Source organism: Streptomyces sp. NPDC126503 (genome assembly GCF_040302405.1).
GTDB classification, from domain to species: Bacteria; Actinomycetota; Actinomycetes; order Streptomycetales; family Streptomycetaceae; genus Streptomyces; species Streptomyces gulbargensis.
The window spans coordinates 135,129-155,652 of record NZ_JBEORS010000011.1; the positions used below are offsets into that span (position 1 = coordinate 135,129).

Below are 20,524 nucleotides of genomic sequence, written 5' to 3' on the forward strand. Positions count from 1 at the left end.
GGACGGGACCCCGCTCCTCAGGCCTCCGTCACCAGGACGACCTCCAGCGTGCGGGGGCCGTGCACCCCCTCCACCCGGTCCAGCTCGATGTCGCTCGTCGCGGACGGGCCCGAGACCCAGGTGAGCGGGCGCGCCGGGTCCAGCCGGGGGAGGGCGAGCGGTACGGAGGCCACCACCTGCTCCGGGGCCCGCACCACGCACAGGTGGAGGTCGGGCACGAGCGTGAGCGCCCGGCGGCCCTGCCCCGGACCGCCGTCCAGGACGATCGTGCCGGTCTCGGCGACGGCGAGGGCACACCCCGTCACCACCGCGTCCGTCGCGTCCAGTTCCGCCGGTGCGAGCGGCGGCGGCCCGTCCGTCCGCCGCTCGGCCGCCGTCCGCGCGAGCCACGCGGCGGGCAGGCCGGGCGGGACGGCGACGCTGCGCGCGCCCCGCTCGGCGAGGACCCGCCCGATCAGTTCGGCGAGCCCCCCGGGCCCGGTGCGGTGCACCCGGGCACGGTAGTCGGCCAGGTTCTCGTGCAGCAGGTCGAGCATCGCCGCCGGATCGGCGGCGGCGTGGCTCGTACGGTAGTCGCGGGCGACCGGAAGGGCCTCCGGCGAACCGGCGACGGCGGCCCTCACCCGGGCGAGGATCCGCTCGCGTGCGGAGGACGGGGACGTCATGCGCGGTTCTTCCTCCACCAGTCGCGGAAGGGTTCGGCGGGCAGTTCGGGCAGGTCCCGGTGCTCGGTCCACCGGCCGACGCCCGGCCCGGGCAGCCGCTTCGGCAGCACCGCGCGGCTCGCGGACGCCAACCGCTCGCCCGCCGCGAGCGCCGCGGGACGGTCGAGCAGCCAGGACGCGGCCCGGACCGCCGCCTTCTCCAGGCGGTGCCCCTTGCCGCCCTCCTCGGCCACCCGCCGCCGCAGGTGGACCAGGATCCCGGGGATGTCGATGGCGACCGGGCACACGTCGTAGCAGGCGCCGCAGAGTGAGGAGGCGTACGGCAGCGAGGCGTCGACCTCGCTCGCGGTGCCGCGCAGCTGCGGCGTGAGGACGGCGCCGATCGGGCCCGGGTAGACCGAGCCGTACGCGTGCCCGCCGGCCCGCTCGTACACCGGGCACACGTTGAGACAGGCCGAACAGCGGATGCAGCGCAGCGCCTGCCGCCCCACCTCGTCGGCGAGCGCGTCGGTGCGCCCGTTGTCCAGCAGCACCAGATGGAAGGCGCGCGGCCCGTCGCCGTCCGCCGTCCCCGTCCACATGCTCGTGTACGGGTTCATGCGCTCGGCCGTCGACGAGCGCGGCAGGGTCTGCAGGAACACCTCCAGGTCCCGCCAGGTCGGCACCACCTTCTCGATGCCGACCACGGAGATCAGGGTCTCCGGGAGGGTCAGGCACATCCGGCCGTTGCCCTCCGACTCCACCACGACGAGGGTGCCGGTCTCGGCCACCATGAAGTTGGCCCCCGAGATCCCCACCTTCGCCCGCAGGAACTTCTCCCGCAGATGCAGCCGTGCCGCCTCCGCCAGCTCGGCCGGCGCGTCCCCGAGCCCGTCCGGCGCCGGCCGCCCCCACGCCCCCATCCGCTCCCGGAAGATGTCCCGGATCTCCCCCCGGTTGCGGTGGATGGCCGGCACCAGGATGTGCGAGGGGCGGTCCTCGCCGAGCTGCACGATCAGCTCCGCCAGATCCGTCTCGTACGCGGCGATGCCCTCCGCCGCGAGATGTTCGTTGAGCCCGATCTCCTGGGTGGCCATGGACTTGACCTTGACGACCTCCGTCTCCCCGGTGGCGCGCACCAGCGCGGTGACGATCCGGTTCGCCTCCGCCGCGTCGGCCGCCCAGTGCACGGTCCCGCCCGCCGCCGTCACCGACTCCTCCAACTGGAGGAGGTACGTGTCGAGATGACGCAGCGTCCGGTCCTTGATCCGCCGCCCCGCCTCGCGCAGCTCCGCCCAGTCGTCCAGTTCGGCCACGGCCCGCGCCCGCTTGTCGCGGATCGTGTGCGTCGCGTGCCGCAGATTGGCGCGCAGCGTCGGATCACCGACCGCCACCCGCGCCGCCTCCGGGAACGCCGGCATGCCGACGAAGGTTCCGCTCATCGCCAGGGCTCCTCTTCCGTGCTCGCCAGGATCTCCGCCAGATGCACCGTCCGCAGCGGCGCGCCCCGCCGGCTCGCCAGGCCGTCCAGGTGCAGCAGACAGGAATTGTCCGCGCCGCACAGCACGCCGGCACCCGTCGCCAGGGCGTTGGTGAGCTTGTCCGCCCCCATCGCGGCGGAGACGTCCGGGTTCTTCACCGCGAAGGTCCCGCCGAAGCCGCAGCACTCCTCCGCGCCCGGCAGCTCCACCAAGTCCAGGCCCTTGACCGCCGCCAGGAGCCGGCGCGGCCGCTCCCCGAGCCCGAGGAGCCGCAGACCGTGGCAGGACGGGTGGTACGCCACCTTGTGCGGGAAGTACGCGCCCACGTCCGTCACCCCCAGGACGTCGACCAGGAACTCCGTCAACTCGCGCACACGCGGCGCCAGGTCCGCCGCCTCCGGACCGAACGGCGGATAGTGGTGGCGGACCATCGCCGCGCACGAACCCGAGGGGACCACCACGTGCTCGTACCCGGCGAAGGCCCGCACGGTGCGCCGCACCAGCGGCTGCGTCTCCCGCCGGTAGCCGGTGTTGAACTGCGGCTGCCCGCAGCAGCTCTGGGCCGTGGGGAAGTCCACCGTGACCCCCAGCCGTTCCAGGAGCCGGACCGTCGCCACGCCCGTCGCCGGGAACACGGCGTCGTTGACGCAGGTGACGAACAGGGCGACGCGCATCAGCGGTTCCTCGGGGACGACGGCTCCGGTCGTGCGGCGGCACGGCCCCGGGCCGAGCCGTCACCCCGCGGTACGCAGTGTCGCAGGGACCGCGTCCGCGCGACGAGCCGGCGCATCGACGGCGCGTCCCGACCGGTCCGGCGGCCCCGGGCCTCAGCCGGCGGCGAGCAGGTGCTCCAGGGCGAGCTGGTCGAGGTGCTCGAAGGCCATCGAACGCGCGGCCGCCGCGTCCGCGTCGAAGGTCTCGTACGCGGTCGGGTCGGCGAGCAGCGCGGCCAGACCGTCGGCGGCGGTGGGCACGGCCAGCTCCGGCAGCCGCGACGCGGCCAGCGCGCCGACGACCCGCGGATCGGCGCGGAAGGCGGCGGCCCGCTCCTTCAGGATCAGATAGTTCCGCATGCAGTTCTTCGCGGACTCCCAGACCCCGTCGATCCCGTCGGTCCGCACCGGCTTGAAGTCGAAGTGGCGGGGGCCGGAGTAACCGGCGTCCTCCAGCAGGTCGACGAGCCAGAAGGCCTGGCGCAGGTCACCGGCGCCGAAGCGGAAGTCCTGGTCGTACTTGATGCCCGACTGGCCGTTGAGGTCGATGTGGAACAGCTTGCCCGCCCACAGCGCCTGCGCGATGCCGTGCGGGAAGTTCAGCCCCGCCATCTGCTCGTGCCCGGTCTCCGGGTTGACCCCGACCAGCTCCGGCCGCTCCAGCCGCTCGATGAAGGCCAGCGCGTGCCCGACGGTGGGCAGGAGGATGTCCCCGCGCGGCTCGTTCGGCTTGGGCTCGATCGCGAAGCGCAGGTCGTAACCCTGCTCGGTGACGTACTGGCCGAGCAGGTCGAACGCCTCCTTCATCCGGTCCAGCGCCACCCGCACGTCCTTGGCCGCACCCGACTCCGCGCCCTCGCGGCCGCCCCACGCCACGTACACCGTCGCGCCGAGCTCCACGGCCAGATCGATGTTGCGGATCGTCTTGCGCAGCGCGAAGCGGCGCACGTCCCGGTCGTTCGCGGTGAAGGCGCCGTCCTTGAAGACCGGATGGGTGAAGAGGTTGGTGGTGGCCATGGGCACCTGGAGGCCCGTGCGGTCCAGGGCGGCCCGGAAGCGCTTGACGGCCGTGGAGCGTTCGGTGTCCGTGGCGCCGAAGGGGATGAGGTCGTCGTCGTGGAAGGTGACGCCGTACGCGCCGAGGGCGGCCAGGCGCTCCACCGTCTCGACCGGGTCGAGGGCGGGGCGGGTGGCGTCCCCGAAGGGGTCGCGGCCCTGCCAGCCGACGGTCCACAGGCCGAAGGTGAAACGGTCCTCGGGGGTGGGGGAGAAACGCTCCGGCATGGTGTGTCCTCTGCGAAGTCGTCAGGGGCGCCGGGTACTGGCGGCCCGATTTGTTTTCTGCGATAACTAATCCGTCACCAGTCCTACCCCACGCGACGCCCCCGGCGCCAGACCCGACACCCGGCCGGCGGCCGGCCACCCGGTCCCCGCCGGACCGCGCCCCACCGCCGCTCCGGGCCGAACGAAGACAAGAGATGAGGTGAGAGCGTGTCCCCGAGCCGCTCCGTCGTGATCGGCGTGGACAGCTCCACGCAGTCCACCAAGGCCGCCGCCGTCGACGCCGGCACCGGCGAACTCCTCGCCCTCGCCCGGGCGCCCCACACCGTCACCGGCACCGGAGGCGCCCGCGAGACGGATCCGGCACAGTGGTGGACCGCCCTCGGCACGGCGGTCCGCGCGGCGGTACGGGACGCCGGCGTCCCCGCCTCGGCGGTCACCGGCCTCGCCGTCGCCGGACAGCAGCACGGCCTCGTCGTCCTCGGCCCCAACGGCCGGCCCGCCCGGCCCGCCCTCCTCTGGAACGACACCCGCTCCGCACCGCAGGCCGCCGCCCTCGCCACCCGCCTCGGCGGCCCGGCCGCCTGGCAGGCCGGGACCGGCTCCGTCCCCGTCGCCTCCATGACCGCCGCGAAATGGCAGTGGCTGCGCGAGCACGAACCCGCCGTCGCCGAGGCCGCCACCGGCGTCCGCCTCCCGCACGACCACCTCACGGAACGCCTCACCGGCACGGCGGTCACCGACCCCGGCGACGCCTCCGGCACCTGCTGGTACCGCACCGCCGACCGCGCCTACGACCCCGCCGTCCTCGACCTCCTCGGCCTGGACCGGGCCCTGTTGCCCGCCGTCGCCCCGACCGGCGCCACGCCCGCCGGCACCCTCACCCCCGCCGCCGCCGAGGCCCTCGGCCTGCCCCGTACCGTCGTGGTCGCCGCCGGCACCGGCGACAACATGGCCGCGGCCGTCGGCCTCGGCCTCGGCGGCGCCGGCCTGCTGGACCACCCGGTCGTGAGCCTCGGCACCTCCGGCACGGTCTTCGCCGCCACCCGGAGCCGTCCCGCCGGTCCCGACCCCGCGCTCGCCGGATTCGCCGCCGCCGACGGGACGTACCTCCCGCTCGCCTGCACCCTCAACTGCACGCTCGCCGTCGACCGGTTCGCCACCCTCCTCGGCCTCGACCGGGAGGACACCCGCCCCGGCGGCGGCGCGGTCGTCCTCCCGTACCTCGACGGCGAACGCACCCCCGACCTGCCCCACGCCTCCGGGCTCGTCACCGGGCTCCGCCACACCACCGACCCGCGGGCGATCCTCGGCGCCGCCTACGAGGGCGCCGTCTTCACGGTGCTCCGCGCCCTCGACGGCCTCCTCGACGCCTGCGGCCTCGACCCGGCCGACCCGGCGGTGCGCGACCGCCCCCTGCGTCTGATCGGCGGCGGCGCCCGCGGCCGCGCCTGGACGGAGACCGTCCGCCGCCTCTCCGGCCGCCCGCTCGTCGTCCCCGCGGCCGGCGAACTCGTCGCCCTCGGCGCCGCGGCCCTGGCCGCCGCCGCGGCCACCGGTGAGGACCCCGTGGCCCTGGCCACCACCTGGGGCACGGGCACGGGCGAACTGCTGCCGCCCGTGGCGCGGGACGAGGAGACGTGGGACCGCGTGGCGGGGGTCCTGGAAGCGGCGGGCGGAGCGCTGCTGGGGTGAGGGCGGCGTCGGGCGCCGGAGGGCCGGGAGCGGGGGGAGCGTCCGCGCGTCCGCAGGACCGGACGGTTCCCGGCCACGGGCCCGGCCCGACGGCGCGTCGCCACGCGGTGGGGGAACGGCAGGCCGACCGCTCATTGACCGAACGGGCTCCCGGCCCGCAGGCCACACCGGGGCCCCGGTCGGAGGTCCGCCCCGCCGGTCGTGGGGCGGGCCGGGTCCGGGAGGCCAAGCGACCCCCCGCCGGACGTGAGGCGGGCCGGCTCCGGTCGGCTAAGCGCCCCCCGCCGGTCGTGGCGGGCCGGGTCCGGGCGGCCGGACCGTCCCCCGGCCGCCCCGCGGCGGGAGCCGGAACCCTCAGGCCCCGGTCAACGCCGCCCGCGCACGGCGGTTCAGCGGGCCGGCCGCCTCGGCGCCGAACCACCTCCGCAGGGCGTCGCGCAGCCCGTTCTCGTCCCCCTCGTCACCGGCCCACGCCACGTGCCCGTCGGGCCGCAGCAGGACGGCGGGTGCGTCGAGTTCCTCGGCGGCGTCCACGACGTGCTCCACGCGGTCGGCCCACCCGGCGACCGTGAGCCGCCCGGTCCGGTCGAGCAGCACACCCCGGCCGGCGTGCGTCCGCTCGTACAGCCGGCCCTCCTTGAGGCCGATGTCCCGCATCCGGCGGCCGAGGAGTGCATGGCCCTCGCCGAAGTCGTAGCGGACCCCGAGAGCGGTGATCTTCTCGATCAGATGGCGGTTCACCTCCTCGAAGGCCATGAGCTCCGTCACCAGTCGGCGTACCGCCTGCGACCCGGGGGCCAGGGACAGCAGTTCGGACTGCGCCCGGGTGTTGTCCAGCACGTCCGCGGCCACCGGGTGCCGCTCGGCCTCGTACGTGTCGAGCAAGCCCTCCGGCGCCCAGCCGTTGACCTCGGCGGCCAGTTTCCACCCCAGGTTGAAGGCGTCCTGGAGACCGAGGTTGAGACCCTGCCCGCCGGTCGGCGGATGGATGTGCGCCGCGTCACCCGCCAGCAGCACCCGGCCGACCCGGTAGCGCTCGGCCTGCCGGGTCGCGTCGCCGAACCGCGACAACCAGCGCGGCGCGTGCGCGCCGAAGTCCGTCCCGGCGATCTCCCGCGTCCGTGCCTTGAGTTCGTCGAGCGTGAGCGGGGCCGTCCGGTCCCCGGCGACGGAACCGGCCGGCATGATCAGCCGGTACACCCCCTCGCCGAGGGGGACCGCGCCGAACCGGGGATGCTCCTTGCGGACCTCGGTCACCACCGCCATGAGCGTCTTTGGCGGGACACCGATCTCCACCTCGCCCAGGAGCGTGTCCACGGTGGCCGGTTCACCGGGGAAGTTCACCCCCAGCAGCTTGCGCACCGCGCTGCGGCCGCCGTCGCAGCCGACGACGTGGCCCGCGCGCAGCCGTGCGCCACCGGCGAGTTCGACGGTCACCCCGTCCTCGTCCTGACTCAGGCCCACGACCTCGCAGCCGCGCCGGATCTCGGTGCCGACGGCGAGCGCGTGGTCCGTCAGCAGGCTCTCGGTGACGTTCTGCGGAATGGCCAGGACGTACGAGTGGGCGGTGTCCAGCCGCTCGGGCCACGGCCGGTCGATCCCGGCGAAGAACCCGCCCACCGCGAACGTCCGCCCCCGCGCCAGGAAGCGGTCCAGCAGACCGCGCTGGTCCAGCACCTCCACACTGCGCGCGTGCAGGCCGAGGGCCCGCGTCTGTCCGCTCGGCTCGTCCTCCTTGTCGAGCACGAGCACCCGTACGCCCTGCAGCCGCAGCTCGGCGGCCAGCATCAGGCCGGTCGGTCCCGCACCGACGACGATCACATCGGACATGAAGTTCCCCCTGTCACCACACCGTGGTGTCGATCGGCCGCACCGCGCGGTTCGGCGGTACGGCTACGGTCGGTGATTCTGCGTCAGGCCCCGGGCCTTGCCGCAAGTCCCCCCGTGCGCTATACGTTGGGACAGGCGGAGAGCCGACGACCGGCCCCGCCCGATTCCCCCACTTTCCCGAGCACCGGAAAACCGTTGCGTACGCCCTGCTCACGGGCCTTAGGGTGGCGCGGTGACGACTCAGGTGATCGTGTTGAACGGTGGTTCCAGTTCCGGGAAGTCCGGCCTCGTCCGGTGTCTCCAGGCGGTGTTGCCGGACCCGTGGCTCTCCGCGGCGATCGACGCGTTCGTCGACTCACTGCCCGCCTCCCTGCGCCTGGGCGACGCGGGCATCGGGTTCGCCGACGACGGCGCCGTGCACGTCGGTCCGGCGTTCCGGGACCTGGAGGCGGCCTGGCGTGAGGGCGTCGCGGCGATGGCCCGCGCCGGCGCCCGGGTCGTCGTGGACGACGTCTTCCTCGGCGGGACCGAGTCCCAGGAACGGTGGCGCACCGCCCTCGCCGGCCTGGACGTCCTCTGGGTCGGCGTCCGCTGCGCCGGAGAGGTCGCCGCCGCCCGCGAGATCGCGCGCGGGGACCGGCCCGGGGGCATGGCCGCCGCACAGGCCGAGTCGGTCCACCGGGGCGTCGTCTACGACTTGGAGGTCGACACCACGCACACCGAGTCCCTGGACTGCGCGCGGATCATCGCCGCCCGCGTCGGCTGACGCCCCCGGCACCGGACACCGGCCGGCACCGTCAAGGAACCGGCTTCTTCCCCGGCACCGCCGTGCCCCGCGGGGGCACCGCCCCCGGCGGGGCTCAGAGGGCTCGGAGCGTGTCGGCCGCCCGGACCCGGTTGAGGTGGACGAGGACGTCGTAGGCCCGGCCGATCGCGAGGGTGGGCAGCGGGTCGGGGGTGAAGGTCGAACCGGCGTCGTGGACGGGCCGGGGCCGGTCGAGCCAGGCCCGCGCCGCGGGCGGCGCCGCCCGAAGGTCCACGTAGAAGTCCCGGTGTCCGACCAGGTCCAGGGTGTGCTCGTGCATGCCGGGCCGCGCCGCCGGAACGGTGACCGGCTTCCAGTCGCCGCCGAGGGAGGTGTCCTTGGTGAGGAAGGTGCCGCCGGCGAAGGTGAAGCCGATCGCCGCGTAGTCACGGCCCAGGCGGTCGCGCAGCACGGCGCCCTGGGTGTGCGGGTACAGGTCGGGATGTGTGGACAGGTAGCCGACGTGGCCGTTGTGGGCGGACAGCAGCATCCTGTGACCGGTACGGCGCTGCCACCACAGCACGTTGTCGGCCATGGCCTGGTCGCGCAGGCGCTCCGCCGCCGTGATCGAGGCCGGGTCCGCGAGGTCGACGGTGGCGAAGGCGAAGGTCTGCGCGACGTTCCGGGCGTGCCGCACGGTCCAGGCGTAGGCCTCGCCACCGGCCTCCTGGTGCCCGGCGACCAGGTCGAGGGCCGCCTGGGCGCGCGCGGCGCACTCCTCGCGTTCCGGGAGGGGCCTGCGCAGGTGGGCGAAGATGTCGTCGAGGGGGCGCAGCCCCGCGTACAACTCCGTGAGCCGGGGCAGGGATTGCGGCCCGACCGTACCGACGGACGACAGGACCCGGTCGAAGATGTGGTCGCCGAGTGCCGGTGCCCCGAGGTCGTCGCCCATGAAGTGGACCGGGCGGTCGGGGCGGCGGCTGTTGTGGTCGCGCATCCAGCCGATCAGACGGACGAACTCCTCGCGCTCCCAGGGGGATCCGGCCAGCGTCTCCCGTGCGATCCGCCGCGGATCGCCGGGGCCGCCCTGGAGGTACTCGTCGATCCTCAGCCCGGCCGACCAGCTCATCTCCAGGGCGAAGGTGTTGAAGCCGTGTTCCTCCACGAGGTACTGGAAGACGCGGTGCTTCATGGCGAAGAACTCGTGCGAACCGTGCGTGGCCTCGCCGAGGCCCACCACCCTCGCCCCTGCGACCATGGCGCCCAGCGCCCGCAGGTCCGCCGTCGTACCGCCCGGGTCCGTGGCGCGCAGCGGGTGCGCGGCCCGCTCCAGGGCGCGTACGACGCCTGCGGGGGACGCGGGAGCGGGGGGTGTGCCGGGTACGAGGCGTGGGGGCGGCGTGGCGGCAGCCGGTGGGGCGGCCACCGCCGTGGCGGCGAGCGCCGCCGTGAGCGTGAGCAGTCCGCGCCGGCCGATCGGCTTCCTGGACCCGTCCATGGTGATCACTCCTCGTGTGCGGCGGCTCCCCGAGCCGATGCAGTGATCTTCATGCGCCGCGCCGCCGGCCGCACTGAGGCCTCCCGCCGTCCCTGTGCGGGGGCCTGCCCCCGCGACCGGCGGGGGAGCGTACGAGCCGTGTCCGGGTGCCGGCCGGATGGCCCGGCCGGTATCGGAGCGCGCAGGGTTGAACCCTCGAAAAGGTACGGAGGAAGGGAACCCCGGATGTTCGACAGGAAGGCGGTCCGCCGCCGGGCCGCCCGCACGGCGGCGGTCGGCACACTCGCGGTGGCGGTGTGCGCCACGTTGCTGAGCGGTGGCGCCGGAGCCGTCGTCAACGGGACGGAGCCCACGGAGCACTACCCGTTCATGGCGGTGATCCCGGAGTCGGCGCCCGAGCACGGGGTGCACGACGGCAACTGCGGGGCCTCGCTGATCGCTCCGCGGTGGGTGCTGACGGCGGCCCACTGCCTGAGGGGTGACGGGCTCCGGCTGGACGGCGTCGTCCGGATCGGCAGCGCGGACCGGAAGTCCGGGGGAACCGTCCGGGCCATCGAGCGGACCTTCGTCCATCCCGGCTACCGGAACGGTGACGGGACGGCCGCCAACAGGGACGACATCGCCCTGGTCCGCCTGGACCGCCCCGTCGCCGAGCAGCCCGTCCCGATCGCGGAACGGGCCGGACGGCCCGGCACCCCGACCCGGATCCTGGGATTCGGCACCACCTCCGACACGGAACTGAACTTCCCCGAGCGGCTGCGGGAGCTCCGCACGCGCCGGGGCGCCGGCACCGAATGCGCCCCCGGGTACGCCGACCGGACCCGGCTGTGCACGATCAGCCGCGTCCCCGGGGCCATGGCCTGCTTCGGCGACTCCGGCGGGCCGCAGCTCCAGAAGGGCCGGCACGGGCGGTGGGAACTCGTCGGGGTGACCTCGGGTCCGGGCGCCCCTGGCGTCCCGTGTTCGGCCGGGCCGGGGCTCTACACCAGCGCGCCCGCGTACGCGGCCTGGATCCGGCGGACCATCAGGCACAACTCCTGAACCGGGCGGCCACGGCGGACCCCCTCGGGCGCCTGCGTGGTCCGCCGTGGCGCCGGGTCCGGCGTCCGCACTCCCGGGTTTCAAGATCGGACGAGCAGGACCTAGGCTCACGCTCACCATGAACCAGCCCACGGAACCCAAGGCCGACACGTCGGGAGTGCGCCGCCACAATCTCAGTCTCGTCCTGCGGACCGTCCACGAGGCGGGCGAGACGACGCGGGCGGCGGTCGCCGCCCGCGTGGGCCTCACCCGGCCCGCCGTCTCCTCGCTGGTCGAGCAGCTGCTCGAGCTCGGCTTCCTGGTCGAGTCCGGCAAGACGTTCAGCGGCCAGGCGGGACGCCCGGGCACCGTCCTCAAACCGGCCGGCACCGGTCCCGCCGGACTCGGCGTCGAGATCAACGTCGACTACGTGACCGTGTGCGTCGTCGATCTCACCGGCGCCGACCGCGTCCGCCGCACCGAGCGGCTGGACAACCGGACGGCCGGACCCGGTGAGGTCCTCGCGCGGGCCGCCCGTATCGCCGCCGACGCGCTCGGGGCGGCGGACGGCCACGGACTGGCCCCGGCCGGCGCCGGGCTCGCCCTTCCCGGTCTCGTCTCCGGCGGCACCGTCCGTCAGGCCCCCAACCTCGGCTGGCACGAGGTCGACGCGGAGGCACTCTTCGCCGCGGCGCTCACGTCACTCCGCCCGGAGACCGCCGGCCTGGCGGTGACCTCCGACAACGAGGCCAACATGGCGGCGCTCGCCGAACTGCGCTTCGGCGCCCTCGGCGATCTCCGTACCTTCGTGCACCTGACCGGCGAGATCGGCGTCGGCGGCGCGATCGTCGTCCACGGCGAACTCCTGCGCGGCGCGCACGGGTTCGCCGGAGAGGCCGGGCACCTGGTGGTGGACGCGGACGGCCCCCGCTGCCGCTGCGGCTCACGCGGCTGCCTGGAGCAGTACGCGGGGCAGACGGCGCTCCTGCGGGCGGCGGGCTCCCCGGACGTGGACGACCTCACCGAGCGCGCCGCCGCCGCCGACCCCCGGGCCCTCGCCGCCCTCACCGAGGCCGGCCGCATGCTGGGCCGGGCCCTGTCGGGCGTCGTCAACCTCCTCGACCCGGAGGCGGTCGTCCTGGGCGGCATCTATCCCCGCCTGCTGCCCTGGCTCGCCCCCGCCGTCTCTGAGGAACTGTCCGCCCGCGTCGTCTCCGGCCTCTGGCCCCCCGACGCCGGCCGCCTCCGTCCCGCCTCCACGACCACCGACGCCTCCCGGGGCGCCGCCTCCCTCGTCCTGCACGACATCCTCACGGACCCCCTCGCCTACGCCCGCCCCTCCTGACCGGGCGGGGCGGCCGGGGACCCACCGGAGGCGCCCCGGCCCGCCGCCCGCACCAGTCTGCGGAACGGGCGGAACCACAGCCCGGCACCGCCGGGTTCGTCCGTGAACCCGGCGAGCACGAGGAGCCGGCGCCCGTCCTCCGCCACCGAGAAGTGCTCCACCACGGGCGCGGGGGACCCGGCCGCGGCGGGACGTGCGGCCAGCTCGTCGGCGAGCGACCGGCCCGCCCCGGCGTCCCCGGTGTCGTACCACCGCACGGTGAGGAAACCGGCGGTCCCCTCGCGCCGCCGGACCACCCGCCAAGGGGTGTGACGGCCCGGCGGGTCGGCCGCGTAGAGGGCCCGTATCGCCCGGCCGAGCGTCTGCTGGTTGCCGGGATCGGCGGCGAACGCCCGGTGGGCGCCGGAACTCGTCCACTGGGCGACGTTGAGGACGGTCCGGCCGTCGGACCCCTCCAGACAGTGCCGCGCGAGGTAGGCGGCGGGCAGCCGGGTCCCCTCCCAGGCGTCCATGACGCCGGACATCACCCTTCGCTGCTGCTCGGGCCCCGCGGTGTGCCAGAGGGAAGCCAGGACGAGCCCGGCGTCCGGGCGGGCGAGGTCGGGCCGTGCTTGGGCCCGCAGGCCGGTGTCGATGAGGTTCATGGCGGAAGCCTCCGACCTCGACCGCGCGTGAGGTCAAGTCCCGCCGGTGACAGCCTCACCACGGGAGCCCCGGGGATGCCGCCCGGCCCCCGGGGCTGACCCGGAGGCGCGGTGCACCGCGTGTCGGCCGCAGGCAGGAGGGGCAGGCCTTCGGGCATGGAGACGACCTGGCAACTGACCGTCGACTGCGCGGACCCCGGGACGCTGGTCGCGTTCTGGTGTGAAGCCCTGGGATACGTCCCCGAGCCGCCACCCGACGGCCACGCCACGTGGCGCGCGTACTGGACGGACCGGGGAGTGCCCGAGGCAGACCTCGCCGGAATGACGGACGGCCCCGAGTCGATCGTCGACCCCACCGGGAAGGGCCCGAGAGTGTGGTTCCAGCAGGTTCCCGAACCCAAGGGCACGAAGAACCGGCTGCACGTGGACCTCAAGGTCGGTGGGGGACGCGACGTGCCTCCGGCTGTCCGCAGGGAGCGGGTGACCGCCGCCGTCGCCCGTCTCACCCGAGCCGGCGCGAGCCTCGTACGGCTCACGGACGAGCCGGACCCGGGCCACTACGCCGCGCTCCTGCGCGACCCCGAGGGAAACGAGTTCTGCGTGGTCTGACGGCCGGACCGGGGCGGGGGTCCGCCGAACCGCCGGGCGCACTCCGGCCCACTGTGTCCGCGCCTCCCGGGGACGCGGATACGGGGCAGCCCCCCGCGCACCGCACCCGCCCCTCCGCCTGAGACGGGGATCACGCTCCCACGGTGCTGCCCCGCCCGGCCGGTGCCCCTTACCGTGGCGCCCACCGGGCCCCCGCCGGCCCGGCGGCCGGCGAGAACACCGCCCGGAACACCGCAGGCAGGCAGTCGGGGAGCCGTCATGTTCACCTACACGTCACAGGACGGTGTGGTCCTCCACGTGCACACCTGGCTCCCGTCCGGCGCGCCGCGCGGCATCGTGCAGATCGCGCACGGGATGGGCGAGCACGCCGGCCGTTACGCCCCGCTCGCCGGACACCTCGTCGAGCGCGGCTACGCCGTCTACGCCGCCGACCACCGGGGCCACGGCCGCTCCGCGCACGCAGCGCTCGGGCACCTGGGCGAGGACGGCTGGAACCTGCTGGTCGCGGACATGGCCGCCCTCACCCGGATCGCGCGGGAGCGTCACCCCGGAGCCCCGGTGGTTCTCCTCGGGCACAGCATGGGGTCCTTCGCCGCCCAGCAGTACCTGCTGGACCACCCCGGTCTCGTCGACGGCGTCGCCCTGTCCGGCACCTCGGCCGTGGACCGCCTCCTCGCCGGGCTCGCGGAGGCCGCCCGGCAGGCCGCCGAGGCGGGGGGCAGGGCGCGCGGCGGCGGCTTCGACGCTTTCAACGCCGGTTTCACGCCCCGCCGTACGGAGGCCGACTGGCTCAGCCGCGACGAGCGGCAGGTCGACGCCTACCTCGCCGATCCGCTGTGCGGCTTCACGGTCGACGACCGGGGCATGGCCGCCATGGGCGCCGCCGCCGCACGGCTCGCCGCCCCCGCCGGCATCCCGGCCGGGCTGCCGCTCTACGTCTTCGCCGGTGACCGCGACCCCCTCAATGCCGGTCTCACCCTCACCGACCTGCTGGTCTCCCGTTACCGCGAGGCCGGCCTGACCGACGTCACGTACCGCGGCTATCCCGGCGCCCGCCACGAGGTGCTCAACGAGACCAACCGGGACGAGGTCGTCGCCGACCTCACCGCCTGGATCGAGCGCGTGACGGGCTGACCGCCCTCCCGGCCCGCCGGATCCGTCAGACCGATACGCCGTGCCTCCGCAGATACGCCAGGGGGTTCACGTCCGAGCCGAAGTACGGGCCGGTCCGCACCTCGAAGTGCAGATGGGGACCGGTCACCCGCCCCGTCGCCCCCGACCGCGCGACCCGCTGCCCGGCGGCGACGTACTGCCCGGGGGAGACGTCGACACGGGAGAGGTGGGCGTACTGCGTGCAGTGGCCGTCCGGGTGGCGGATCACCACCTGGTAGCCGTACGCGCCGCCGTACCCGGCCGTCACCACGCGCCCCGGCCCCACCGCGCGGACCGGCGTGCCCGACGGGACCGCGAAGTCCTGCCCCGTGTGATACCCCTTCGACCACGAACCGGGTTGCCCGTAGGCGGCGGTGAGGACGTACGACGCGACCGGCGCCGACCACCCACGGCCGTGCCCGGACCCCGGGGAAGTCACCGGCGTCCCCGGCTTCCGCCCGTGCCCCGGCGTCGGTTCCGGACTCGGACGGGCCCCGGGGCCTCCCCCGGAAAGCCCGGTCCGCCGTTCGTACGTGTCCCGGTGGGCGGTCCAGTACCAGTGGCCCCGCGACCGGTACCAGTAGACGCGGTCCCGTGCGTCCCAGCCCGCCCGGCCCCGGAAGACCGGCTCGCCGCCGGGCCGGTCCGCACCGGTCGTGCGCGCGGGGGCCCCGGCCCCGTCCGCGCCCGTCCGCCGGAGATACGTGGCGTGGTGGCCGGTCCAGCGCCACGCACCGGCCGCGTCGCGGAACCAGTACCGGGAGCCGTCCCAGCCGGCGTGCGCCGGGGCGGGTTCGGCGGCGGCGGTGCCGGCGCAGGCGCCCGCGAGGGCCACCGCCCCGGCGGCCGCGACGACGGCGCGGCGCAGACCGCCACCGGTCCCGTACCGGCTCCCCGGCGCGCCGGGCGCCCGGCCGGGCACCGCCGCGCAGCCCGGGCACGCGCAGCCGGCGGGTATCTCCTCGGTGAACACGGGAACGTCCACGGTCCTCGTCACTCCTCTTCAGTCCTTGTCGATCCGCGTCGATCCGCGTCGATCCGCGTCGATCCGCGTCGATCTGTGCCGATCCGCGTCGATCTGTGCCGGACCTCGTCACTTCTCGGTCTGTTCGGGCAGGGCTTCCCGCCGGGTGCAGAAGGCCACGGTCAGATCCTTGACCAGGGCCTGGCGTTCGAAGGCGTCGAGCTCGACCAGCCCCCGGGCGGTCAGCCGCGTCACGGTGTCGTCCACGGCGTCGATCACACCGGTGAGGACGGCGTCGCGGTGCTTCGCGTCGAGCGCGGCGATCTGCCGCCGCCGCATCGCGGCCGCGACCTCGGGCGCGTACTCGACGCGGACCGGCTGCGCGGAGAAGACGGCGATCCCGACCGGACGGCACTCGGCGGCGAGCAGGCGGGTCAGCGCGTCACCGACGGCCTCCGTGTCCCGCAGGGACGGCGTGCCGCTCCGGAAGGCGTCCGCGGGCAGTTGCGACAGCACGCGCGCGGTGGCCGCCTCCACCTGCTCACGCAGATAGGTGACATGGTCGTCCACGGCGAACATCGCGCGGGCCGTGTCCCGTACCGACCACACCACCAGGACCACCGCCCGCAGCGCCGAACCCTCGGCGTCCACCACCGCGATCGGCTCACTGCGCCAGTGCCGCAGCCGCACGTCGATCCGACGCCGGAGGACGAACGGGCTCATCCAGAGCAGACCGGTGCGGCGCACACTGCCGCGGTAGCGGCCGCACAGGGAGAGCACCCGGGCGGAGCCCGTCCGCCCCCGGGTCAGGCCGCCGAGGGCGACCACGGCGACGGCCGCGCAGCCGGCCGGCGCGGCCCAGACCCACGGCGCCGTGCGGGCGCCGGGGAGCGGGCCCGCCCGCCACAACAGAAAGGCCGCGCCGGTCAGGGCGGCCAGGGCGGTGAGGACGGCCACCCAGCCGGGCAGGGACCGGCCCGGTCGCTCGGTCAGCTCAGGGTCGGAGGGCGGCGGGCGGCGGGGGAGGCCCGCGGGGAGCACGCGGTGAGCCGCCGTCCGGGGCAGGGGCGCGGTGGTGCCCGCACGGTGCACACCGCCCGTCCCGCCGCCGCCGTGTGTCCCGGCCGCCGCGTGCGCGCCGGGCGTGCCGTCGCCGGGGTCCGTACGGAAGAGGTCGTCCATGGGTATGCCGTCCGGGCGCGGACGCGGGCGCACCCGCACGGGCAGGGGCCGCTTCTGTCTCTCGGTCATGAGGCCCTTCCGGCCGTCCGGGAGGTGACGGCGCGTCGGATGATCTTCGAAGGCCATCGTCACAGGGCCGCGTGTCCGTGACGCCGCGACGGAAGTCCCGAATGTCCGGGTCTTTGGTCCCCTCGCCCGCCGGGTTCCGCTTCCGTGCCGCGCAGGGCCCGCTCCCTCTCCCCGCCGAACCCGCTCCCGTGCCGCGCCGCGACAGCCCGGCGGGCGGCGGCTCGCCGGCCGCCCGTTGTCAGTGGCTCCCCTTAGCGTTCTCCTCATGACGACGACCTATCTGGAGCTGTCGCAGGACGGCGGCGGTGCCCACAAGTTCTACGAAGTGACCGTCGAGGACCTCGCGGTGTCGGTTCGTTACGGCCGGATCGGCACGGCCGGGCAGACGCAGCGGTCCACCTTCCCGACGCACGAGAAGGCCCGGGCCGCCGCGGCGAAGAAGATAGGGGAGAAGGTCCGCAAGGGGTACGCGCCCGCCGTGCGCGGGCAGCGCGCCGCGCGGCCCGTGACCCGGCGCGAGGTGACCTCGGCGCCCTCCACCGCCCGCGCCGTCGCCCCGGTCCTCTGGCGCTTCCGCACCGGCTCCGCCGCCTTCGGCATCCACGTCGACGAGGAGCGCTGCTGGGTCGGCAACCAGGCCGGTGACGTGTTCACGCTCGACCGCTCCGGCGAGGTCCAGGCCCGCTTCAGCCTGCCGGACGGCGTCAAGTGCCTGGTGGCGGACGACTTCTGGATCTACGCGGGCTGCGACGACGGCAAGGTGTACGACCTGTCGTCCAAACTCCCCTTCGCCGCCTACGACATCGCCACCGATGTCGACATCTTCTGGCTCGACATCCACGAGGGCGTCCTGCACGTCGCCGACCGCTCGGGGCGGCTCACCGTGATCGACCACGAGGACGAGCACCAGTGGGCGCGGGGCGGGCGCGGCGAGCACGCCTGGATGATCCGCGCCGACTCCGACGCCGTCTACTACGGCGACTCGCAGGGCGTCGCGGCCCACGCGCCCGACGGCGGCGGCGAACTGTGGCACACCACCACCGAGGGCGGGGTCCTGTTCGGCTGGCAGGAGGACACCTCGGTGTACGCGGGCACGGCCCGCAGGAAGGTGCAGCGTCTCGCGAAGAAGGACGGCCGGGTCGAGGCCGTGTACGCCTGCGACAGCCCCGTCTACTCGTGCGCCACCTCGCCCGGCGGACGGTTCGTCTTCGCGGGCGACTCCTCCTCCTCGGTCTACTGCTTCGCGGAGGACGGCACCCGGCTCTGGAAGCTGGGCACCGGCGGTGGTTCCGCGCTCTCCATGCAGTACCGCGACGAGCGGCTCTACCTGGTCACCACCGACGGGTCCCTGGTGTGCGTGGACGCGAGCGAGGCGGCGATCCAGGCCGCCCAGCAGGGCACCGTGCCGGTGGCCCGCGACATCAAGCTCGCCGCGGCCCTGCCCACGTACCAGCCGGCGACGACGGCCTCGGCCGTCACAGCCGTCCGCGACGCCCCGGCCGGCGCGATCGTCGTCGAGTGCGTCCAGGAATCCGGCCGGACCCGGGTCCGGGTCGTGTCCGGGGGGTACGAGTCCTCGTGGAACGTGCAGTTCCCGCGGGCCATCCGGGAGCCGGGCGCCCGTTACGTGGTCGACGCGCTGCACCCGGCGGCGGGCGGCTTCTACCGGGTCCGGGGTGACATCCGGCGGCTGCTGTGAGCGAACGGCCGGAGAAGGGCGCCTTCGAGGCGGCCACGGGCGACGGGCCACCGCTGCCCCCGGACGGGGCGGAGCAGCGGTCGCGTGAGGTCCGCGCCGCCCTCGACGGACTGCTCGGCATCAGACGGCTGACCAACCCGCCGGGCGGCGGTGACCCGGCCGCCGTGCCGGCCGTGTGGGAACGGCGGCAGCCGGTCCGCGCGGTCTCGCTCGCCCTGGAGGCCGGGGGTGTGACGCCTTCGGCGGTGGACGCCTCGGGGGCACGCGCCGCGACCGGCTACCGGGTGCGGGCCGGTGAGCGGCCGGGGACCGCCGTGGTGGAGTGGCTCGGCCCGCCCGGCGGGGGAGCGGCCGGGCAGGAGGCCTCCGCCCTGGAGGGCTGCGTCCCCGTGCTCGAACGGCTCGGCTGGGAGGCCCTGCTCTACCGGGGGCCGCGCGGCCGTCGCTTCCTGGAGGTCGAACCGGTCACCCGGTAGCGGGCGCCGTCCCGGCGTGCCGTCAGGCGATGGAGGCGGAGACGATCGCCGAGACGGCGAGGTTGCAGGAGGCGGTCACCCACACCGCCGGGTGCGGCTCCGGTTCGACGAGCGTGGCGCCGAGCCGGCCGGGCGTCACCAGGTCGACCACCAGGAACGCCACGGCCATCATCACCAGGCCGAGCAGTCCGAACGCGGCCGTGGAGACGAGGCCCTTGCCGAAGTTGTCGTACGTCGTCCAGATCGAGGTGAAGACGATGCCGCCGATGCCGAGGAGGGCCGAGCTCAGCAGGACGGAGGCGTTGCGGTTGCGCTCCTCCCAGATCTGCCGTCCGAGCTTGCCCGGGGTGAGCAGGTCCACCAGGACGATGCCGAGGATCAGCAGCACCACGCCGAGGGCGCCGTAGGCGGTGGCCCGGCCGAGGCCGTTGACGATGTCGGTCATGGAATGCCGGCTCCGGAAGAGATAGCGATCAGGAAAGATCGGCGGTCGAGGACCGGCAAAATGTAGCGCACAGGTCAAGAGCGCCCCACGGCCCGCCCGGAGAAGCGGCCGCCCGGCGCCCGGGCGCCTGCCGCTCTCCCGCCGGCCGGCCGCGTTCCTCCTGTCCGTCCCTCTCCGCTTCTTCCTCCGGGCCACCCGGACGGCGGCGGGCCCCTCGGTGAGACCGGGGCGGACCATCTCCGCGAAACGTGACACGTATGGAGCAGCGGGGCGGGTGTCAGGGCGGCGGGGTCCGGCGCCGGGGCGGAGAGTGGACGGCGTACGTGTCCCTCTCCCGCACCTGGAGAACGCCATGGCCCACCCCAACCGACGCGACCTCGGGCTGCTTGTGCTGCGGGTCGGCACCGGCGCCGTGCTCGCCGCGCACGGCACGCAGAAGCTGTTCGGCTGGTTCGGCGGCGGTGGCATCGAGGGCACCACGCACGCGATGGAGGCCATGGGCTTCTCCCCGGGCCGCCAGAGCGCCGTCGCGGCGGGCCTCGGCGAGGCGGGCGGCGGCGCGCTGCTCGCCCTCGGCCTCGCCACCCCGGCGGCCGGCGCCGCCGCGGCCGGCGCCATGGCGGGCGCGGTCGCCGTCCACGCCCCGGCCGGTTTCTTCGCCCAGGGCGGCGGCTACGAGTACCCCGCCTTCCTCGGCTTCACCGCCGCCGCCATCGGCGTCGCCGGAGCCGGCCGCTACTCCCTGGACCACGCCACCGGGCACGTCCTCGACCGCCCCTGGGTGGTGGCCACCGCCTTCATCGGCACCGCGCTCGCCGCCGCCGCGGTCGTCGGCCGCCGGGCGCAGGCCCGGACGGACGACGAGGAGGCCGCGGACGCGGAACCCGTCTGATCCGGACCGAGCACCGGTCGGGAGCCCTCGCGACCCGGCCGGGCGCGCGTCCGGAAACCTCCCCGGCCGGCGGGCCCGGGGCCACCCGCAACGCCCCCGCCCTCCGGGCGGGTTAGGCTCGCCACAGAGGAAGGGACGGG

At 75.2% G+C, this 20,524-nt stretch carries 19 protein-coding genes; 9 read left to right on the forward strand and 10 right to left on the reverse strand.

Features of this window, described 5'->3' with window-relative positions:
* Positions 1–17 precede the first annotated feature (17 nt).
* The 4 genes from ABTY40_RS17085 to xylA form a co-directional block, all read right to left on the reverse strand.
* The gene (locus ABTY40_RS17085) at positions 18–665 is read right to left on the reverse strand and encodes a LutC/YkgG family protein (protein ID WP_352060239.1); all 648 of its coding nucleotides are present in this window, start codon (positions 663–665) and stop codon (positions 18–20) included.
* Positions 662–2,086 (reverse strand): lactate utilization protein B, encoded by a 1,425-nt coding sequence (locus ABTY40_RS17090; protein ID WP_352060240.1) that lies wholly within the window; start codon positions 2,084–2,086, stop codon positions 662–664. The genes ABTY40_RS17085 and ABTY40_RS17090 overlap by 4 nt, the downstream gene beginning before the upstream one ends.
* On the reverse strand, positions 2,083–2,799 hold the full coding sequence (locus tag ABTY40_RS17095) for a (Fe-S)-binding protein (RefSeq protein WP_352060241.1): 717 nt from the start codon (positions 2,797–2,799) through the stop codon (positions 2,083–2,085). Before ABTY40_RS17095 ends, ABTY40_RS17090 begins: the two co-directional genes overlap by 4 nt.
* Positions 2,800–2,952: 153 nt before the next feature.
* The gene (xylA, locus tag ABTY40_RS17100; RefSeq protein WP_352060242.1) at positions 2,953–4,122 is read right to left on the reverse strand and encodes a xylose isomerase; all 1,170 of its coding nucleotides are present in this window, start codon (positions 4,120–4,122) and stop codon (positions 2,953–2,955) included.
* Positions 4,123–4,329: 207 nt separating this feature from the next.
* On the opposite strand from xylA, the gene xylB reads away from it, so the two are divergent.
* A complete protein-coding gene (gene xylB, locus ABTY40_RS17105) occupies positions 4,330–5,814 on the forward strand; it encodes a xylulokinase (protein WP_352060243.1) in 1,485 nt (494 codons plus the stop codon).
* Between the two features lie 354 nt (positions 5,815–6,168).
* Here the strand turns inward: xylB and rox are convergent, their stop codons facing one another.
* Complete coding sequence (gene rox / locus ABTY40_RS17110) at positions 6,169–7,644, reverse strand: rifampin monooxygenase (RefSeq protein ID WP_352060244.1); 1,476 nt, start codon at positions 7,642–7,644, stop codon at positions 6,169–6,171.
* Positions 7,645–7,876: 232 nt separating this feature from the next.
* On the opposite strand from rox, the gene cpt reads away from it, so the two are divergent.
* On the forward strand, positions 7,877–8,410 hold the full coding sequence (gene cpt, locus ABTY40_RS17115) for a chloramphenicol phosphotransferase CPT (RefSeq protein ID WP_352060245.1): 534 nt from the start codon (positions 7,877–7,879) through the stop codon (positions 8,408–8,410).
* A gap of 94 nt (positions 8,411–8,504) precedes the next feature.
* Here the strand turns inward: cpt and ABTY40_RS17120 are convergent, their stop codons facing one another.
* A complete protein-coding gene (locus tag ABTY40_RS17120; protein WP_352060246.1) occupies positions 8,505–9,887 on the reverse strand; it encodes an erythromycin esterase family protein in 1,383 nt (460 codons plus the stop codon).
* Positions 9,888–10,112: 225 nt separating this feature from the next.
* Here ABTY40_RS17120 and ABTY40_RS17125 point away from each other — a divergent pair, with 225 nt between their 5' ends.
* A complete protein-coding gene (locus ABTY40_RS17125; protein ID WP_352060247.1) occupies positions 10,113–10,928 on the forward strand; it encodes a S1 family peptidase in 816 nt (271 codons plus the stop codon).
* 118 nt (positions 10,929–11,046) lie between these two features.
* Positions 11,047–12,252 carry an ROK family transcriptional regulator gene (locus ABTY40_RS17130; RefSeq protein WP_352060248.1) on the forward strand — a complete coding sequence of 402 codons (1,206 nt, stop codon included), beginning with the start codon at positions 11,047–11,049 and terminating at the stop codon, positions 12,250–12,252.
* Here the strand turns inward: ABTY40_RS17130 and ABTY40_RS17135 are convergent.
* Positions 12,234–12,896 carry a hypothetical protein gene (locus ABTY40_RS17135; protein ID WP_352060249.1) on the reverse strand — a complete coding sequence of 221 codons (663 nt, stop codon included), beginning with the start codon at positions 12,894–12,896 and terminating at the stop codon, positions 12,234–12,236. The two genes, ABTY40_RS17130 and ABTY40_RS17135, sit on opposite strands and share 19 nt — an antisense overlap.
* Before the next feature lie 156 nt (positions 12,897–13,052).
* Between ABTY40_RS17135 and ABTY40_RS17140 the strand changes: the two genes are divergently transcribed.
* Together ABTY40_RS17140 and ABTY40_RS17145 are read left to right on the forward strand one after the other, a co-directional pair.
* Positions 13,053–13,505, forward strand: coding sequence for a VOC family protein (locus tag ABTY40_RS17140; protein ID WP_352060250.1), 453 nt, complete (start codon positions 13,053–13,055; stop codon positions 13,503–13,505).
* 258 nt (positions 13,506–13,763) lie between these two features.
* The gene (locus ABTY40_RS17145) at positions 13,764–14,639 is read left to right on the forward strand and encodes an alpha/beta fold hydrolase (protein WP_352060251.1); all 876 of its coding nucleotides are present in this window, start codon (positions 13,764–13,766) and stop codon (positions 14,637–14,639) included.
* Positions 14,640–14,664: 25 nt separating this feature from the next.
* On the opposite strand, the gene ABTY40_RS30895 is transcribed toward ABTY40_RS17145, so the two are convergent.
* Together ABTY40_RS30895 and ABTY40_RS17155 are read right to left on the reverse strand one after the other, a co-directional pair.
* Complete coding sequence (locus tag ABTY40_RS30895) at positions 14,665–15,642, reverse strand: M23 family metallopeptidase (protein WP_502990601.1); 978 nt, start codon at positions 15,640–15,642, stop codon at positions 14,665–14,667.
* Between the two features lie 108 nt (positions 15,643–15,750).
* On the reverse strand, positions 15,751–16,872 hold the full coding sequence (locus ABTY40_RS17155; RefSeq protein ID WP_352060252.1) for an SPFH domain-containing protein: 1,122 nt from the start codon (positions 16,870–16,872) through the stop codon (positions 15,751–15,753).
* Positions 16,873–17,137: 265 nt separating this feature from the next.
* Between ABTY40_RS17155 and ABTY40_RS17160 the strand changes: the two genes are divergently transcribed.
* Positions 17,138–18,571 carry a WGR domain-containing protein gene (locus ABTY40_RS17160; protein WP_352060253.1) on the forward strand — a complete coding sequence of 478 codons (1,434 nt, stop codon included), beginning with the start codon at positions 17,138–17,140 and terminating at the stop codon, positions 18,569–18,571.
* The gene (locus ABTY40_RS17165) at positions 18,568–19,047 is read left to right on the forward strand and encodes a hypothetical protein (protein ID WP_352060254.1); all 480 of its coding nucleotides are present in this window, start codon (positions 18,568–18,570) and stop codon (positions 19,045–19,047) included. Before ABTY40_RS17160 ends, ABTY40_RS17165 begins: the two co-directional genes overlap by 4 nt.
* Positions 19,048–19,069: 22 nt before the next feature.
* On the opposite strand, the gene ABTY40_RS17170 is transcribed toward ABTY40_RS17165, so the two are convergent.
* A complete protein-coding gene (locus ABTY40_RS17170; RefSeq protein WP_345279766.1) occupies positions 19,070–19,492 on the reverse strand; it encodes a DUF350 domain-containing protein in 423 nt (140 codons plus the stop codon).
* A gap of 352 nt (positions 19,493–19,844) precedes the next feature.
* On the opposite strand from ABTY40_RS17170, the gene ABTY40_RS17175 reads away from it, so the two are divergent.
* Complete coding sequence (locus tag ABTY40_RS17175) at positions 19,845–20,384, forward strand: DoxX family membrane protein (RefSeq protein ID WP_352060255.1); 540 nt, start codon at positions 19,845–19,847, stop codon at positions 20,382–20,384.
* The last annotated feature ends 140 nt before the right edge of the window (positions 20,385–20,524 follow it).